The 13198-nt window shown below is 60.3% G+C and carries 12 protein-coding genes and 1 pseudogene; 9 read left to right on the top strand and 4 right to left on the bottom strand.

Annotated features, from left to right (window positions below; all coding sequences use genetic code 11):
- Nucleotides 1–1212, bottom strand: a complete 1212-nt coding sequence (locus HMPREF3143_RS05885) for a diguanylate phosphodiesterase (RefSeq protein WP_039025256.1) — start codon at nt 1210–1212, stop codon at nt 1–3.
- Nucleotides 1213–1307: 95 nt separating this feature from the next.
- Nucleotides 1308–2789 carry an alpha/beta hydrolase gene (locus HMPREF3143_RS05890; protein WP_070532154.1) on the bottom strand — a complete coding sequence of 494 codons (1482 nt, stop codon included), beginning with the start codon at nt 2787–2789 and terminating at the stop codon, nt 1308–1310.
- Nucleotides 2790–3055: 266 nt separating this feature from the next.
- Here HMPREF3143_RS05890 and HMPREF3143_RS05895 point away from each other — a divergent pair, with 266 nt between their 5' ends.
- From HMPREF3143_RS05895 to HMPREF3143_RS05925, 7 genes are read left to right on the top strand one after another with little or no spacing between them, the layout of a single operon-like run.
- A complete protein-coding gene (locus HMPREF3143_RS05895) occupies nt 3056–3910 on the top strand; it encodes a MurR/RpiR family transcriptional regulator (protein WP_069598327.1) in 855 nt (284 codons plus the stop codon).
- Between the two features lie 12 nt (nt 3911–3922).
- Nucleotides 3923–4498, top strand: a complete 576-nt coding sequence (gene ddpX / locus HMPREF3143_RS05900; protein WP_070532157.1) for a D-alanyl-D-alanine dipeptidase — start codon at nt 3923–3925, stop codon at nt 4496–4498.
- 15 nt (nt 4499–4513) lie between these two features.
- On the top strand, nt 4514–6046 hold the full coding sequence (locus HMPREF3143_RS05905) for an ABC transporter substrate-binding protein (protein ID WP_070532161.1): 1533 nt from the start codon (nt 4514–4516) through the stop codon (nt 6044–6046).
- Between the two features lie 22 nt (nt 6047–6068).
- The gene (locus tag HMPREF3143_RS05910) at nt 6069–7091 is read left to right on the top strand and encodes an ABC transporter permease (protein ID WP_070532164.1); all 1023 of its coding nucleotides are present in this window, start codon (nt 6069–6071) and stop codon (nt 7089–7091) included.
- Complete coding sequence (gene ddpC / locus HMPREF3143_RS05915) at nt 7088–7981, top strand: D,D-dipeptide ABC transporter permease (RefSeq protein ID WP_070532167.1); 894 nt, start codon at nt 7088–7090, stop codon at nt 7979–7981. The genes HMPREF3143_RS05910 and ddpC overlap by 4 nt, the downstream gene beginning before the upstream one ends.
- On the top strand, nt 7981–8967 hold the full coding sequence (locus HMPREF3143_RS05920) for an ABC transporter ATP-binding protein (protein WP_023327531.1): 987 nt from the start codon (nt 7981–7983) through the stop codon (nt 8965–8967). The genes ddpC and HMPREF3143_RS05920 overlap by 1 nt, the downstream gene beginning before the upstream one ends.
- Nucleotides 8960–9889: an oligopeptide/dipeptide ABC transporter ATP-binding protein gene (locus tag HMPREF3143_RS05925; RefSeq protein ID WP_070532169.1), complete on the top strand. Its 930-nt coding sequence runs from the start codon at nt 8960–8962 to the stop codon at nt 9887–9889. The genes HMPREF3143_RS05920 and HMPREF3143_RS05925 overlap by 8 nt, the downstream gene beginning before the upstream one ends.
- On the opposite strand, the gene HMPREF3143_RS05930 is transcribed toward HMPREF3143_RS05925, so the two are convergent.
- Complete coding sequence (locus HMPREF3143_RS05930) at nt 9886–10635, bottom strand: SDR family NAD(P)-dependent oxidoreductase (protein WP_070532171.1); 750 nt, start codon at nt 10633–10635, stop codon at nt 9886–9888. The genes HMPREF3143_RS05925 and HMPREF3143_RS05930 overlap by 4 nt on opposite strands.
- A 116-nt stretch (nt 10636–10751) precedes the next feature.
- Here HMPREF3143_RS05930 and HMPREF3143_RS05935 point away from each other — a divergent pair.
- Nucleotides 10752–11656 (top strand): annotated as a pseudogene (locus HMPREF3143_RS05935) (LysR family transcriptional regulator).
- 23 nt (nt 11657–11679) lie between these two features.
- Here the strand turns inward: HMPREF3143_RS05935 and HMPREF3143_RS05940 are convergent.
- On the bottom strand, nt 11680–12108 hold the full coding sequence (locus tag HMPREF3143_RS05940; protein WP_008501708.1) for an OsmC family protein: 429 nt from the start codon (nt 12106–12108) through the stop codon (nt 11680–11682).
- Nucleotides 12109–12222: 114 nt separating this feature from the next.
- Between HMPREF3143_RS05940 and HMPREF3143_RS05945 the strand changes: the two genes are divergently transcribed.
- The gene (locus HMPREF3143_RS05945; RefSeq protein ID WP_070532174.1) at nt 12223–13182 is read left to right on the top strand and encodes a hypothetical protein; all 960 of its coding nucleotides are present in this window, start codon (nt 12223–12225) and stop codon (nt 13180–13182) included.
- Nucleotides 13183–13198: the final 16 nt, after the last annotated feature.

Here is a 13198-nt window from a genome sequence, read left to right on the forward strand (position 1 = left end):
TTACCGCACCAGATGCGGCCAGTGGATATCGCCGACGCCATTAAGCTGCGGCCGGGCAAACAGGAAGCCCTGGAAGCGGCGGATTCCGGCCGATTCGAGCCAGCACCACTCCTCAATTTTCTCGATGCCTTCGGCCACCAGGGTGATTTCAAGATCGGAGCAGCAGCTGATGATGGAGCGCACAATCGCCTGTTTGGGGCCGCTCAGGTGGATGTTGCTGACAATCTCACGGTCGATTTTAATTTTATCCGGCTGGAAGCGGGTCAGCAGCGAAAGCCCGGCATAGCCCGAGCCAAAATCATCGATCGCCAGGCCAATCCCCTCACCGCGAAGCTGCTTGATGGCGCTGTTAAACTGGTTGAGCCCGGAGATCATCTCGTTTTCAGTGACTTCAATGACCACCTGCTCCGGCTGAAGGCCATGTTTTTTAATCTGATCGACCAGAAATTCCACCGCGCCTGGGACATTTACCAGCGACATGGGCAGCAGGTTGACCGCGATTTTATGGCTACCAATGCCCAGCTTTTCCGCCAGCGCAAAGGCATAGGCTTTTGTCTGGAGATCGACTTCGTAGACGTTGTCCGGGTCGACGGTGCTGAAGAAATGCTCCGGGCTGCCGCCGTCGTTGCCGCGGATAAGCGCCTCAAGGGAGCTGATTTTCCCTTCCGAGGGCTCGACAATAGGCTGCAGCGCAAACTGACAGGTTTGTCCGGCAATCAGGCCCAGATGTTCGCCAAAGGGTAGCGCTTCGGTCGAGAGCGTCCATTTGTCCGCGGTGTAGCGTGCCCCCGACGGGGCCGGACGTTTACCGGTTATAAAGGTCTGAATAAATTTGAACACCCGATCGTCGGAGGTCAGATAGCTGTCCAGCTTGCTGTAGCGCAGCACCGACTGCAGCACCTCTTTCGGCGACTGCGTTTGCAGGTCGAACAGCAGCATACCGACGTTTTCGAAGCGTCTGCGCGGACCATAGTCCCGCAGCAGTTCTACTACCCCGCTGTGCCGCTTGTCCTCGCGGATTTTATGGAACAGTTTGACCACACTCTCTTCCGACCCTTCGAGGATCTGCAGAACGTCGTTGCCTTTAGCAAGGAGGACGCCGGTAATGTCCAGTTTTACGTTGCGGCCCCTGGCGCGCTCCACCAGCTCCCGCAGTTCGGTGGACGGGCGGGATAAATTCAAGTGGCTTCGGTAGATCAGCGTCGTCAGCACAAAAAGGGGTTCCAGTGATAAAGAGAGGTGCCTTGAAGCTACTATGTAACATACTTAATCAATGCGACCTAACATATTCACGCCACAAGGGAACATTACTTTTTCTGGTCCCCGATCCGGCTGTAAATCCTCTCCTGCATATAGTCGTAGAACGGGTTCGAGGTGACCCGCATAAGCGCCTCTTTCCCGACGCTCAACACGGACGTCTCTCCCCACAGCGCAATCGTCCCCAGGCTGATGCCATATCGGTTTTTCACGCGTGGTTCACGACCATAGAGATCGTCATCCGGCGGGAACGGCACCGCAACGTGCGACAGGGAATAAACATCCTGCGGCCAGGACTGGGCAAGCGGCACGACCGTCTCCTGCGTACTGCCTGCCGGCGTGATTTTCGCCACCGTCGAGAAACTGTGCTCGCCGGCATTGGTGATAATCGTGACACTGTAACGCCTCTGCGCGACCGGCAGCAGCGCCGTGGTGGCCGTCCAGGACGACGGTTTAAAGAGTGGACGGAAGCTCGCCGCCTGGTTGATATCAAACACTACCAGCTCGCTGCCGTTTGCCGGAAGCTGGTCAAACAGGCCGCTGACCACCGCGCGGGTGCTGACCGTAGAATCCATCACCGACTGGAACGCCAGCACCGGCGGCAAATTCGCCAGCCTGTTTTCCCGCGCCTCACGGCCAATCTGCTCCTGCAGGGCCTTCGTCAGCAGCCACGACTGGCGGGCGGCGTTCACCGGGAACGAGTTGTATTTATACGGATTATATTCCGGGGAGATATTCAGCCAGGCCGCTTTGGCAAACGGCGGCAACAGCGCCGGTAGCCCGGCGAATCCGGCGAACCGCGCAAAGGACGTCACGCCGATCATCGGTGAGAGCAGGATCATCTGCTGAGGCTTACGCAGCGCAGGGTCTTCCAGCGCATCGAGGGCATACTTCATCGCCAGCGCCCCGCCGTTGGAGTAGCCCACCAGATGCAGCGGCACGTTATTCCCCGTCAGACGCGTGGCTTCCCGCACGGCAAGCCGCGTCGCTGCCAGCCACATTTCCCAGTCCACGTCCGTCAGCGCACCGGGCGCGGTGCCGTGTCCGGGAAGACGCGGGACCACGGCCACAAAGCCGCGCTGCTGATAGTTCACGGCAAGGTGCCTGAGGCTGTAAGGCGAGTCGGTCAGGCCGTGCAGCAGCACCACCGCGCCGCGCGGCTTCCCGGCTGGCATCCGCACAAAGGAGCGGTTGGCATCGGGGGCAAACTGGCCGGGCCACACCAGGCTCTGGCGGTAGTAGCGGTTTAACGGAGTTTGATCCTCGCCCACTGTTTTCGCCGTCACCGCGTTATCCAGATCGGTGAAAATCGCCTTTTCACGGGCGAGGTACCCGGCGAAATCGGCGTTATCCAGCTCGCGCACGGACATCTCATCTCCCCGCCAGGTGTGCCACGGGTGCAGTTCCGGCCCCTGCTGCGAGAGATAGACCCGCACCGCCAGCAGGACGACCAGGACGATCCCCACGACCATCCCTGTTTTCTTTGCAAGCGCCACCAGGCGCACGCTGACTCGCCAGGGCCAATTCGCCATGCCGGGATCCCTTTTATGTTCACTGTCTTTCTATCTTATCAAAAATGTGAACGGGCTGACGTATTCACCAAATTCATCCCTGCCAGGTCAGCCAGTGCACCAAAAGTGAACTACGCTGCACAAATGTTGATCATTGGTTAACCAAATATTGCATGAAGTTTATTGCGCAGCGGGTTTTCGCCCTTCTGTGAACATGGCACGCGTCATGCATTGTTAACCCGGTAACACATATTCAGCTTTTGACAGCCTGTTAACAGCGAGGCGGTATGACGACGAAACCCGAGATGTTAAGCCGTATCGAGGCGACCTTCAGCCAGCTCACGCCCAGCGAAAAGCGGGTCGGAAGCTGGCTGCTGGCGCACGCCGCGCAAATCCCGTTTGAAACGGCGGAGAGCGTCGGGCTGGCAAGCGGGACCAGCGGGATCACCGTCGGACGCTTCCTGCGCAAGCTGGGATATCGCAACCTGGAAGATGCCAAAAAGAGCCTGCGCGATCCGTACCAGCCCTGGGGCATGAACGAGCGCCTCGACTCCTGGCAGCAGCAGCGCCCCCTGCCCAACCGCCTTCAGCACGCCCTGTCGCTGGAAGTGGACGCTATCACGCAGGTGTATCAGCTGGCGCAAACGGACGCCTTCCGCCAGGTGGTACACCATCTGGCCCACGCGGACGCGGTCTTTGTGCTGGGGATCCAGTCCACGCGCGGGATCGCCAACGCCTTCTTCAGCCACCTTGAATACCTCCGCCCGCGGGTGAGCTATGCCGAAGGCGCTTCCGGCAGCTGGGTGGAATCCCTTAACTCCGGGTTTGCGCACCCTTATGTCGTGCTGACCGATACGCGTACCTACTCCACGATGGCCCGACAATACTGCCGCGTCGCGAGCGAGAAAGGCATTCCGCTGGCCTTAATCACCGACATCTGGTGCCCGTGGGCGCGGGATTATCCGATTGATTTACTGCAGGTGAAAACCGATACCGGTCATTTCTGGGATTCACTTGCCCCCGTGAGCTGTCTGTTCAACCTGCTGCTGTCGGGCGTGGTGGAAGCGCTGGGTGATGCGCTCCCGGCGCGCCTGGCGGTAAACCGACAATTACAACAAGAGTTTGGTCAATTCGAACGCTAAAGGAGCGGAGCTATGCCCGTAGAGAGTGAACTGATTGATGTGGCGAAGACGTTCCCCACGCTGCATATCGATCTGAAGTACGCCACCGCCGACAACATCACAGGCCGCCCGATCTATCAGGAGACGCTGTGCCTGCTGCATACCGATGCCGCTACCGCGCTGGCTAAAGCCATCAGCATTGCCACGCTGGCCGGGCTGAAGCTGGTGGTCTACGACGCCTATCGCCCGCAGCAGGCGCAGGCCCAGCTGTGGGAGGCCTGCCCGAACCCGGAATATGTGGTCGACGTGGCAATTGGCTCCAACCACAGCCGCGGCACGGCCATCGACGTCACGCTGATGGACGAGCATAACGCCGTGCTGGATATGGGCGCCGGTTTTGACGAAATGCATGACCGCTCGCATCCGTATCACCCTTCCGTGCCGCCGCACGCCCAGCGCAACCGTCTGCTGTTGAACGCCATCATGTTCGGCGGCGGTTTTGTCGGGATCGGCAGCGAATGGTGGCACTTCGAACTGCCGAACGCCGCCAGCTACCCGCTGCTTGATGACCGTTTTGCCTGTTTTCCCCTGACGCACACCTCTCTTTGAACCTGGAGCACTGCCATGAAAACATCGCTTCTCTCGACCGTCATTGCCGCCACGTTGGCCCTGAGCGCCCCGCTGGCGCTGGCTGCCGTCCCGAAAGACATGCTGGTCATCGGTAAAGCCGCCGACCCGCAAACGCTCGACCCTGCCATCACCATTGATAACAACGACTGGACCGTCACCTATCCGTCCTACCAGCGTCTGGTCAAGTACAAGCCAGGCTCTACCGAGGTGGAAGGCGATCTGTCGACGGGCTGGAAAGCGTCCGACGACCAGAAAGAGTGGACCTTCACCCTGGCGGATAACGCCAAATTCTCCGACGGCACGCCGGTCAACGCCGAGGCGGTCAAACTCTCCTTTGAACGCCTGCTGAAGCTCAGCCAGGGGCCGTCTGAGGCCTTCCCGAAAGATCTGAAAGTGGAGGCCGTTGATGAGCACACGGTGAAATTCACCCTCAGCCAGCCGTTCGCGCCTTTCCTCTACACCCTGGCGAACGACGGCGCCTCCATCATTAACCCGACGGTGCTGAAGGCCAATGCCGCGGACGACGCGCGCGGCTTTCTGGCGCAAAACACCGCCGGCTCCGGGCCGTTTATGTTGAAAAGCTGGCAGAAAGGCCAGCAGCTGGTGCTGGTGCCAAACCCGCACTGGTCGGGCGACAAGCCGCACTTCAAGCGCGTCTCGGTGAAAATTATCGGTGAGAGCGCGTCGCGCCGTCTGCAGCTTTCCCGCGGTGACCTGGACATTGCCGACTCCCTGCCGGTCGATCAGCTGTCGGCCCTGAAGCAGGAAGGGAAAGTCGCCGTCGCCGAATACCCGTCTCTGCGCGTCACCTACCTCTACCTCAACAACAGCAAAGCGCCGCTCAATCAGGTCGATTTACGCCGCGCGGTCTCCTGGGCGACGGACTATGAGGGGATGGTGAAAGGTATTCTGAGCGGCAACGGCAAGCAGATGCGCGGCCCGATCCCGGAAGGCATGTGGGGATTTGACGCCTCGGCAATGCAGTACAGCCTCGACGAGGCCAAAGCCAAAGCGGCCCTGGAGAAGGTCAAAGACAAGCCCGCCAGCCTGACCTTCCTCTACTCGGACAACGATCCAAACTGGGAGCCTATCGCCCTTTCGACTCAGGCCAGCCTCGGCAAGATCGGCATTAACGTCAAGCTGGAGAAACTGGCCAACGCCACCATGCGCGACCGCGTCGGCAAAGGCGATTACGACATCGCTATCGGCAACTGGAGCCCGGACTTTGCCGACCCGTACATGTTCATGAACTACTGGTTCGAATCGGACAAGAAAGGGCTACCGGGCAACCGCTCGTTCTATGAGAACAAAGAGGTCGATTCCCTGCTGCAGGCCGCGCTGAAAACCACGGACCAGACGGAACGCACCAAAGATTACCAGCAGGCGCAAAAGGTGGTCATCGACGAGGCGGCCTACGTTTATCTGTTCCAGAAGAACTACCAGCTGGCGATGAACAAAGAGGTCAAAGGCTTCACCTTTAATCCGATGCTCGAGCAGGTGTTTAACATCGCCACCATGAGCAAGTAACCGTTTCGCCGGGGGAAAGTGTATGACGTTCTGGAGCATCGTGCGCCAGCGCTGCTGGGGGTTACTCCTGGTGATGGCCGGTGTCTGTATTATCACTTTTATTATTTCGCACCTGATCCCCGGCGATCCGGCCCGTCTGCTGGCCGGCGACCGCGCCAGCGACGACATCGTGCAGAACATTCGCCAGCAGCTGGGGCTGGATCAGCCGCTCTACGTTCAGTTTGGCCGCTACGTGGACGCCCTGGCCCACGGTGATTTAGGCACCTCCATCCGTACCGGACGCCCGGTTGCGGAAGACCTGAAGGCCTTTTTCCCCGCCACGCTGGAGCTGGCCTTTTGTTCCCTCCTGCTGGCGCTGGTCATCGGCGTGCCGCTGGGAATTTTATCGGCGGTGTACCGCAACCGCTGGCTGGATCACCTGGTGCGTTTGATGGCGATGACCGGGATCTCCACCCCGGCCTTCTGGCTTGGGCTGGGCGTCATTGTGCTGTTCTACGGGCACCTGCAAATCCTGCCGGGCGGCGGCAGGCTGGACGACTGGCTCGATCCGCCGACGCACGTCACTGGCTTTTATCTGCTGGACGCGCTGCTGGAAGGCAACGGCGAGGTCTTTTTCAATGCGCTGCAGCACCTGATTTTACCCTCGCTGACGCTGGCATTTGTGCATCTCGGCATCGTGGCGCGTCAGGTCCGTTCCGCGATGCTGGAGCAGCTTAGCGAAGACTACATCCGCACGGCCCGCGCCAGCGGCCTGCCCGGCTGGTATATCGTCCTGCGCTACGCCCTGCCGAATGCGATGATCCCGTCAATTACCGTGCTCGGGCTGGCGCTGGGGGATCTGCTTTACGGTGCCGTGCTGACCGAAACCGTCTTTGCCTGGCCGGGCATGGGCGCCTGGGTGGTGACGTCCATTCAGGCGCTCGATTTCCCCGCGGTGATGGGCTTTGCCGTCGTCGTTTCGCTGGCCTACGTGCTGGTTAATCTGGTGGTCGATCTGCTTTACCTGTGGATTGACCCGCGAATCGGGCGCGGAGGTGCCGAATGATGTTAACGCAGGAAACGCCCGTCCCGGTGAAAACCGCCAGACAACGCATCAACTGGGCAAAGCTGTTCTGGATGCTGCGCCAAAGTCCGCTCACGATGGTTGGCGGCATCATTATGCTGGTGATGCTTTTCATTATGGTGGCCGCACCGTGGATCGTGCCGCACGACCCGAACGCGCTGGATCTGACCGCGCGCCTGCAGGCGCCGTCCGCGCAGCACTGGTTTGGTACCGACGAGGTGGGCCGCGATCTGTTCAGCCGCGTGCTGGCGGGCAGCCAGCAGTCCATTACCGCCGGGCTGGCGGTGGTGGTAATTGCGGGCGGCATCGGTTCACTGCTGGGCTGTCTGTCCGGCGTGCTGGGCGGGCGCGGCGACGCCGTCATCATGCGGGTGATGGACATTATGCTCTCGATACCTTCCCTGGTGCTGACCATGGCGCTGGCCGCCGCGCTCGGGCCGAGCCTGTTTAACGCCATGCTGGCAATTGCGATTGTCCGCATTCCGTTTTACGTCCGCCTGGCGCGCGGCCAAACCCTGGTGGTGCGCCAGTTTACCTACGTTCAGGCGGCCCGCACCTTTGGCGCCTCCCGCTGGCATGTGATCCGCTGGCACATCCTGCGCAACGCCCTGCCGCCGCTGATCGTGCAGGCGTCGCTGGACATCGGTAGCGCCATCCTGATGGCCGCCACGCTGGGGTTTATTGGCCTGGGCGCGCAGCAGCCGACCGCCGAATGGGGCGCGATGGTGGCCGTCGGCCGTAACTACGTTCTGGACCAGTGGTGGTACTGCGCGTTTCCCGGAGCGGCGATTTTGATTACCGCCGTGGGCTTTAACCTGTTTGGGGATGGCATCCGCGATCTGCTGGATCCGAAGTCAGGAGGTAAACAGTGATGACCGACCCGGTTCTCAAGATTGAAGACCTGCATCTGAGCTTCCCGATTTTCCGCGGCGAGGTCCACGCGCTGAACCACGTCTCGCTGGAGATCGGCAGGGGTGAAATTGTCGGCGTGGTGGGCGAATCCGGTTCGGGAAAATCCGTGACCGCCATGCTCGCCATGCGTCTGCTGCCGGAAGGCAGCTACCGCATTCATCATGGTCAGGTGAAATTACTCGGCGAAAATGTCCTGACGGCGTCCGAGAAACAGCTTCGCCAGTGGCGCGGCGCAAAGGTCGCGATGATTTTTCAGGAGCCCATGACCGCCCTCAACCCGACGCGGCGGATTGGCAAACAGATGGTCGAGGTGATCCGCCAGCATCAACCGCTTTCCCGGCGTGAGGCGCAGCAGAAGGCGATTACCCTGCTGGAAGAGATGCAAATCCCGGACGCGAAAGCGGTCATGGCGCGCTATCCGTTCGAGCTGTCCGGCGGGATGCGCCAGCGGGTGATGATCGCCCTTGCCTTCTCCTGCGAGCCGGAGCTGATCGTCGCCGACGAACCAACCACGGCGCTGGACGTCACCGTTCAGCTGCAGGTGCTGCGCCTGCTGAAGCACAAGGCGCGGGCCAGCGGCACCTCGGTGCTGTTTATCAGCCACGATATGGCCGTGGTGTCACAGCTCTGCGACAGAGTGTACGTGATGTATGCGGGCAGCGTGATCGAGAGCGGCACCACGCAAACGCTGATCCACCAGCCCGTGCATCCCTACTCTATTGGCCTGCTGCAGTGCGCGCCGGAAAACGGCCAGCCGCGCGCCCCGCTTCCCGCCATCCCCGGCACGGTGCCCAACCTCAGCCAGCTTCCGCAGGGATGCGCATTCCGCGAGCGCTGCTTTGCCGCCGGGGCGAAATGCAGCGAAACGCCGCGCCTAGCGCCCACTGGCGCAGAGGGCCAACAGGCCGCCTGCTGGTATCCACAACGGGAGAAAGCCCATGTCTGATGTACTGCTGGAACTGGATAGCGTGCACGTGAACTTTGCGGCGCGCAAAAACTGGCTGGGCCGCGTGACGGAACGGGTCCATGCGCTCAACGGGCTCGACCTTGAGATCCGTCGGGGAGAAACGCTTGGCATTGTCGGGGAATCCGGCTGTGGGAAAAGCACGCTCGCCCAGCTGCTGATGGGCATGCTTAAGCCCAGCACCGGCGCCTGCCAGCGGGCGCACCACGCGGGCGGCATGCAGATGGTGTTTCAGGACCCGCTCTCCTCGCTTGACCCACGCCTGCCGGTCTGGCGAATCATCACCGAGCCGGTGTGGGTGCAAAAGCGCAGCAGCGAGCGCGACCGCCGCCAGCTGGCTGAAAACCTGGCGCTGCAGGTGGGCATTCGCCCGGAATATCTCGACCGGCTTCCGCACGCCTTCTCCGGCGGGCAGCGCCAGCGCATTGCCATCGCCCGGGCGCTCTCGTCCGATCCGGATATCATCATGCTCGATGAACCCACCAGCGCGCTGGATATTTCCGTGCAGGCGCAGATCCTCAACCTGCTGGTGACGCTACAACAGCAGCGTAATCTGACCTACGTGTTGATCTCGCATAACGTCTCGGTGGTCCGGCACATGAGCGACCGCGTGGCGGTGATGTACCTTGGGCAGATTGTGGAGCTGGGCAGCGCCGCGCAGGTGCTTGGCGAGCCGCGCCATCCTTACACCCGCCTGCTGCTCGATTCGGTTCCGCGCACCGGTGAACCGCTGGATGAAACGCTGGCCTTACGCAAAACGGAGCTTCCCGGCAACCGCCGTCTGCCCGAAGGCTGTTTTTTCCGCGACCGATGCCCGATGGCCGCGCAGGGGTGCGAGCGTCCTCAGCCGTTACAGCCCTCTCGCGAGGGCCGTGACGTCCGCTGCTGGCGCAGTCTGGGTTAGATTTGCGCCATCCCGCCGTCCACGAACAGCTCGGTGGCGTTAATAAAGCTGGCCGCATCGGAGGCCAGAAACGCCACCGCTTTACCCACCTCACCCGGCGCGCCTAAACGGCCCAGCGGCACCTGAGCGGCCAGCGCGTCGTACAGCCCCTGGCGGTGTTCTTCCGGCACGAGGTCGCCGAGGCCCGGGGTTTTGATTGGGCCCGGGCTTACCACGTTGACGCGGATCCCGCGGCCCTGCAAATCCAGCGCCCAGGAGCGCGCAAAGTTGCGCACGGCGGCCTTGCTCGCGCTGTAGACGCTAAAGTTTGCCGTCCCCTTAATGGACACCGTCGAGCCGGTCAGAATAATCGACGATCCGGCGGAGAGCAGCGGCAGCGCCTTCTGTACCGTAAACAGCACCCCGCGGACGTTAGTGCCGAAAATCCGGTCAAACTGCTCTTCGGTAATCGCGCCCAGCGGCAGCATATCGCCGCCACCCGCATTGGCGAACAGAATATCGAGGCGGCCTTCTTCTTTGGCTATCCGGGCATAGACCTCGTCCAGGTCCGCCAGTTTTGACACGTCAGCGCGAATGCCCACTGCCGTTGAAGCAATTTCAGCCACCGCCGCGTCCAGCTCGGCCTGACGTCGTCCGGTGATGTACACCTTCGCGCCCTGTGCCGCCAGCTCCTGCGCCGTGCCAAGACCGATGCCGGTGCTGCCGCCTGTGACCAGTGCGATTTTTCCTGAGAGAGTCGTGTTCATGTCATTTACCTTTTGTTGGGTTTGCGTTGGACAAACTTTAGCCCTTGCGGGATTAGTGAAAAACCAGCAAAAATGAAAATGACTATTCACATACAGAAATAATAAGAGGGAGTCTCATGGATCAGCTCATGGCGATGCGCGCCTTTACCCGGGTGGTGGAAACCGGCAGCTTTACCCGCGCGGCGGACTCGCGAACATGCCCATCGCCACGCTGAGCAAGCTGGTGAAATCGCTTGAGACGCATCTGGAGATACGCCTCCTGCACCGGACGACTCGCCGGGTGGTCGCGACGCCGGAAGGGATGGAATACTATGAAAAAGCGCTCAGGGTCTTGATAGATATCGAAGACATCGACACCGCGTTTCGCGTTTCCCGCGCGACGCCCAAAGGGCATTTGCGGGTTGACGTGGGCGGATCCACCGCCCGGGACGTGCTTATCCCCCTGCTGCCGGATTTTATGCAGCGCTATCCGGATATCCGCATCGATCTTGGCGTGGCCGATCGTCCGGTGGATCTGATCAGCGGTAACGTAGACTGCGTGATCCGCGGCGGCCCGCTGGACGATTCGACCCTTATCGCTCGCCATATTGGTAACGCCGAAATGGTGACCTGCGCGACGCCGGGCTACCTGAAAAACCATGGCGTTCCAGCCTATCCACAGGAGCTGTGCAACGGCCACAAGCTCATTAGCTACCTCTCGCCCGTCACCGGGCGTGCGTTTCCCTTTCGCTTTAGGCGGCATGGCGAGGCGATGGAAATCAATATCCCCCATTATCTCGGCATAAATGAAAGTAATGCCCACCTGGCGGCGGCCGTGGCAGGATTGGGGATCGTGCAGACGTTTGAGTATTCGGCAAAGCCGTATTTACAGGCGGGAACGCTGGCGCCGATCCTGGGCGACTGGCGCCCTGCCGCCTATCCGTTTCACGTGGTATACCCTCAGAACCGCCATCTGACGCACCGTCTGAAGGTGTTTATTGCCTGGCTGGCGGAGGTGTTTCCCGCCGCGCTGAAGGGATAGCCGGGCGCCAGCCCGGCTGAGGCTTAGTTAAGCGTATAGTCCAGCGTAATTTCGGCTTTCAGTAGCTGCGAAACCGGGCAGCCCGCTTTGGCTTTCTGAATAATACCGTCGAACTGCTGAGGGGCGATGCCGGGAACGGTCACCTTGCTCTTCAGGGCAACCTTGGTGATGGCAAAACCACCGTCCGTTTTATCGAGGGAGACATCCGCGGTGGTATCAATAGCGTCGGCGGTATAGCCCGCTTCGCCGAGCATCAGCGACAGCGCCATCGAGAAGCAGGCCGCATGTGCCGCGCCGATCAGCTCTTCGGGGTTGGTCCCCTTTTCACCCTCAAAACGGGTATTAAAGCCATAAGGCTGTTGATTGAGAACGCCGCTCTCGGTGGAAACCGTTCCTTTACCGCGCTTAATGTCGCCAGACCAGTGTGCCGAACCGTGCTTATGAATAGTCATTCTTGCTCTCCTTTTGGCTTACAAAGGGTTAAGTATAGACTACGCATCTGACTGCCCCTGGAACACAGACGATTCCGGGACTTACACCTGCTGGACCGACAAAAGGATAAACCTATGGCGCTAAAAATCAGGATGGCCGTTGCGATCGCTACCCTCGCTCTATCGTTGTCTTTGCAGGCGAAAACGCCCGAGAACTTTATCTATACCAGCTCCGGCGAGCTCGACGCGGCGTTCCCGCTCGTTATGCGAAGCGATATCGGCGGCGTACAGATCGTCTACAACTGGCGCGCGCTTGAGCCTGAGAAGGATCGCTACGATTTCTCGCGCATTGAACGGGATCTCGCGCGTCTTAAGGCTGCCAGGAAAAAGCTTTTTATCCAGATTCAGGACCGTTTCTTTGAGGCGGACGCGCGCTACGTGCCGGATTATCTGATGCACGATAAGCAATACGGAGGCGGGATTGCGCCGCAGTTCGATAACCCCGGCGAAGGCAAGCCGGTCGGTTCAGGCTGGGTGGCGCGTCAGTGGGATCCCGCGGTGCGCCAGCGCTACCAGGCGCTGCTGGCCGCCCTCGCGAAACGCTTTGATGGCGAGGTATATGGTGTAAACCTGCCTGAAACCGCCATCGATCTTGACGAAAAAAATCCGCCCGCCGGATTTACCTGCGACAGCTATTTTGCGGGAGAAATGGAAAACCTGGCCTTTGCGCGCAAGGCTTTTCAGAAATCACACGTGGTGCAATACGTGAACTTCTGGCCGTGCGAATGGGATAATGACCACAACTACATGGGGCGTCTTTTTGCGTATGCCAGCGCCAACAGTGTCGGCCTCGGTGGGCCGGACATTGTTCCCAACCGCAAGGCGCATATGAAGAATGCCTATCCTTTCTTCCATAAAAATAAACAGACGCTGCCGCTTATCGCCATGGCGGTTCAGGAACCGACCCTGACCTATAAGAACCCTGAGACCGGCAAGCCCTTCACCAAAGCAGAATTTGATCGGTTCGCGGAAAATTATCTCGGGGCGGATATTATTTTCTGGAGCACGGCCTCCCCCTGGCTAAAGGCTAAATAAACGACGGCAAACGCCG

The sequence above is a fragment of the Enterobacter sp. HMSC16D10 genome (assembly GCF_001807145.1).
Lineage (GTDB): Bacteria > Pseudomonadota > Gammaproteobacteria > Enterobacterales > Enterobacteriaceae > Enterobacter > Enterobacter roggenkampii.

Bases quoted from the DNA above. Each gene is read 5' to 3' on its own strand.
- HMPREF3143_RS05890 (WP_070532154.1), bottom strand. From the start codon at position 2,789: ATGGCGAATTGGCCCTGGCGAGTCAGCGTGCGCCTGGTGGCGCTTGCA.
- HMPREF3143_RS05895 (WP_069598327.1), top strand. From the start codon at position 3,056: ATGACGACGAAACCCGAGATGTTAAGCCGTATCGAGGCGACCTTCAGC.
- ddpX (WP_070532157.1), top strand. From the start codon at position 3,923: ATGCCCGTAGAGAGTGAACTGATTGATGTGGCGAAGACGTTCCCCACG.
- HMPREF3143_RS05905 (WP_070532161.1), top strand. From the start codon at position 4,514: ATGAAAACATCGCTTCTCTCGACCGTCATTGCCGCCACGTTGGCCCTG.
- HMPREF3143_RS05910 (WP_070532164.1), top strand. From the start codon at position 6,069: ATGACGTTCTGGAGCATCGTGCGCCAGCGCTGCTGGGGGTTACTCCTG.
- ddpC (WP_070532167.1), top strand. From the start codon at position 7,088: ATGATGTTAACGCAGGAAACGCCCGTCCCGGTGAAAACCGCCAGACAA.
- HMPREF3143_RS05920 (WP_023327531.1), top strand. From the start codon at position 7,981: ATGACCGACCCGGTTCTCAAGATTGAAGACCTGCATCTGAGCTTCCCG.
- HMPREF3143_RS05925 (WP_070532169.1), top strand. From the start codon at position 8,960: ATGTCTGATGTACTGCTGGAACTGGATAGCGTGCACGTGAACTTTGCG.
- HMPREF3143_RS05930 (WP_070532171.1), bottom strand. From the start codon at position 10,635: ATGAACACGACTCTCTCAGGAAAAATCGCACTGGTCACAGGCGGCAGC.
- HMPREF3143_RS05940 (WP_008501708.1), bottom strand. From the start codon at position 12,108: ATGACTATTCATAAGCACGGTTCGGCACACTGGTCTGGCGACATTAAG.
- HMPREF3143_RS05945 (WP_070532174.1), top strand. From the start codon at position 12,223: ATGGCGCTAAAAATCAGGATGGCCGTTGCGATCGCTACCCTCGCTCTA.